Source organism: Vibrio sp. WZ-1, from assembly GCF_052037695.1.
Lineage (GTDB): Bacteria > Pseudomonadota > Gammaproteobacteria > Enterobacterales > Vibrionaceae > Vibrio.
On record NZ_JBQEQR010000031.1, the window covers coordinates 1 to 3137 of the forward strand.

3 protein-coding genes are annotated in these 3137 nt (G+C 40.1%); all 3 read left to right on the plus strand.

The window, feature by feature from the left end; genetic code table 11:
* The first annotated feature begins 174 nt into the window (after window positions 1–174).
* The 3 genes from ACTS60_RS00650 (at window position 175) to ACTS60_RS00660 (ending at window position 2336) form a co-directional block, all read left to right on the plus strand.
* Window positions 175–1158, plus strand: a complete 984-nt coding sequence (locus ACTS60_RS00650) for a hypothetical protein (protein WP_440886772.1) — start codon at window positions 175–177, stop codon at window positions 1156–1158.
* A gap of 146 nt (window positions 1159–1304) precedes the next feature.
* Window positions 1305–1649 carry a hypothetical protein gene (locus tag ACTS60_RS00655; RefSeq protein ID WP_440886773.1) on the plus strand — a complete coding sequence of 115 codons (345 nt, stop codon included), beginning with the start codon at window positions 1305–1307 and terminating at the stop codon, window positions 1647–1649.
* Between the two features lie 171 nt (window positions 1650–1820).
* Window positions 1821–2336 carry a DUF6933 domain-containing protein gene (locus tag ACTS60_RS00660; protein ID WP_038177580.1) on the plus strand — a complete coding sequence of 172 codons (516 nt, stop codon included), beginning with the start codon at window positions 1821–1823 and terminating at the stop codon, window positions 2334–2336.
* Window positions 2337–3137 lie beyond the last annotated feature (801 nt).

Sequence of the window (3137 nt, forward strand, 5' to 3'; positions counted from 1 at the left end):
CTCACCACTGAGTAACGAATATAACAAACTGTTTAAGAGTGATTCGCAACGCGTGGCATTTTTGCTATGCGTTGCGTTTTGTGTTTTTGGTGGTATGCAGGGGCATCGGTATTGCGTTGCTCACACCTTAACAGGGCGTTAGGCAACCGGTACTAATTAAATATCGAGGAAGAGATGAGTAATAGTAGTAAACCAGAATATATTATTGATTTAACCGAAGGTGTTGGTACAGCACTGGAAGCCTTGGCGTGGTTATCAGTAGTGCCGAGCGGTACCGGTTATCACGAATCTCAGCGGCTTCGAAAACCTCTAGGAATTTACAATACGTCGTTACAACGTATCTTCTCTAAGTTAGATAAATGTTGCATTAAGCTACAAGCGTATTATTCGCATGCTAATACCATTAATGGACTTGCTACGGCATCAGACCTTCAAGCGGAACTCTTGGATTACATAGAATTATCGTTGTACTCTGCAGCAGAGCACGTAGACGATATTGAAAGCATTGCATCTGGTTTCTTTTCTAGCACAAAAGAGTGCAAGAAATCACCTCATGTTAAAAAACTAAATGCTGAAATTAAAGTATTGAAGAGGTTCATAGCATCCGCTGTTAATGGAATTAAGCATCAGCAATCAAGGATTAGGTTCTATTCTGTTGATATTAGGCATGAGCATCGAGTGTTTTGTTTACACGGATATTTCATTGAGGGTGTAACCAATGGTGTAGTCGGTCCATGTAGTATTCTACATGGACAAAATAATAAAATTTTTTCCATAACTAGCCTCATATGGGAAATAATTTGTTTCGTTCTCAATAGCTCACGAAGCCTTGCAAAATATTTATCAGCAATTCTTGACGTACCCGGGTCAAACGATGTGCAAAAGTTTCCGTTGTTAAATAAAATTGTAAAATCTGCAGTTAAGTTGCCCTTATATACCTTCGATGACCAACACCCTTTTGTAGAGACTCGTTTGATTATACGAACAGAGAAACCGGAGGAATTGCATTCTAATTTCTATGGCTCGCTTGAATGCAAGTGGTCTAATTCTAGTGACCTCGAGATGTTGCAAGATCAATTGGGCTATGTTGGCGATGGTGTGACTAAGACATACGATATAGCTGTGCCCCAAAATTTAGGGCTAACACATTGGACATAGCTGCCTAACAAACTGTTTAAGAGTGATTCGCAACGCGTGGCATTTTTACTATGCGTTGATTTTAGTGATTAAGGTGGTTTGCGGCAGCTTTTGTATTGCGTTGCTCACACCTTAACAGGGCGTTAGGCATCAAGCAGGAGTAAAAGTTGAACAGAGCAGCAGTTAGTCACAGTATTAGTGATTTCTTCAATAGGCTAGCATGTGCACTGGTGGCTGATTACCAGCTGCTTGAGCAAGTGTGTATAGATCTAGACGAATATATAGAGAACCTAGAAGAATCATTTGATTCATTAGATTCCTATACTTTGAATGAGCTTTGTAAAATATCTTCGTACCGTTTCCATAATAGGGATTTTATTATTGAAAAAGTAGAACTTTCTGGGCTGTTTGTCAGAATTGAAAATACTATTATGTCTCACGCAAGGTTTCTGGAAGAGCACGGGATGACGCCAGAATATCTAATTAAGTGGAGACTGGATGCATTGCATTGAGTTGGTAAATGCCTAACAAGGCGTTTAAGAGCGATTCCGCAACGCGTGCCAGTTTCGCTTCGCTCAAGTATGGCACACATCACGTCACGCCTTAACGCGGCGTTATGTTGCAATCGAATCTAGCACGTATTACCGTAGCTGAAAGTAACGATAAATCAGGATGTTGCGCTTATGTACCAGTTACGATGCACAAAGAAAGTTCAAGATGCGTTAGGCTTGAAACCAGCAGATTTAATTGAAGTTCAAGATGAAAACTTCACCATAGGTAATTGGTATGTAAACCTTTTTACGGCTGACCGTAGAAAGTGTCTAGTTTTCATGGAAGAACAAACCTTAATGTCGTTCATATTGGTTGGCTATCGAAAGGAGCATGCAAAAGACATAGGTAAAATCTTTAAAAATGGTGTCTTGCAACTACTTGAACTTGAGGGCTTTCCTTCTGAAATTATCGAAGCTTATGAGAAAGCACCGGAAAATGTTCTCTTTACCAAAACAGCGAGTAAAAAGCTGTTGGGTAATATGAAAGATGTTTTAAGTGGCTACGAGCACTTTATCTACATGGACGGTGGGTTAAAGCACTGTGACTTCACTGATGCAATGTTACGCATCAATCGCACACCACAAAGAACTTTGAAGTGGAAATTTCCGATAGAGTCTCTACATCAGCTCTTCGGAACAGCAACATAACAAACAATTTAAGAGTGATTCAGCACGCTTGGCATTTTTGGTTTGGGTTGAGTTCAGTGATTACGGTGGTCAAATTGAGTGGTGTGGTCGCGTGCTTCACACCTTAATTGGGCGTTATGTGCTTTGGTGTTGATGACGTATAGATGTGCATGAAAGTCATTTTAAATTAGTAAAAGGAATTACTATGTCCAAAAAGGAATCGGATAAAAGTACTGCAATAAAGTTGGGTTTGTTCATGGCTGGCTCGGTATTTGGTGCAGCCTTGTATATCTTTTTTGCGTTTCCAACATCTTGATTGTTCGGGTTACTAAATTTCGTTGCTTGGATAGTTTACGGTTAGGCTCAGGCTACATGTAGGGATAGAATGTTAGTTGCCATCGTATACATCATTGTCACACTTCTTATAGTTAAAGTGCTTTTAAAGAAGCAAGTATCCAAAAGTGTACTTTTTTATTTAGCTCTTGAACTCTATTTTGGTGCAGTTGCGGTAGCCTCTTATATCGATTAGCTGTTCTGAGAGCAAAGGTGTTCAATTTAAGCTCGCACATAACAAATTGTTTAAGAGTGATTCGGCACGCGTGGCATTTTTACCATGCGTCAGGTTTTGTGGTTAAGGTGGTATGCGGAAGCTTTGGTATTGCGTGCCTCACACCTTAACAAGGCGTTATGAGTAAGGAGAGTTTGTGACACAATTTACTAAAGTTAATCCAGATGTTGAGCCTGCTTCAGACAAGCTATATCGGTTAGCTGAGGCTGCTGTGAGTATTGTTCCTACAGGGCAGACAGTACTCCATTCATTAA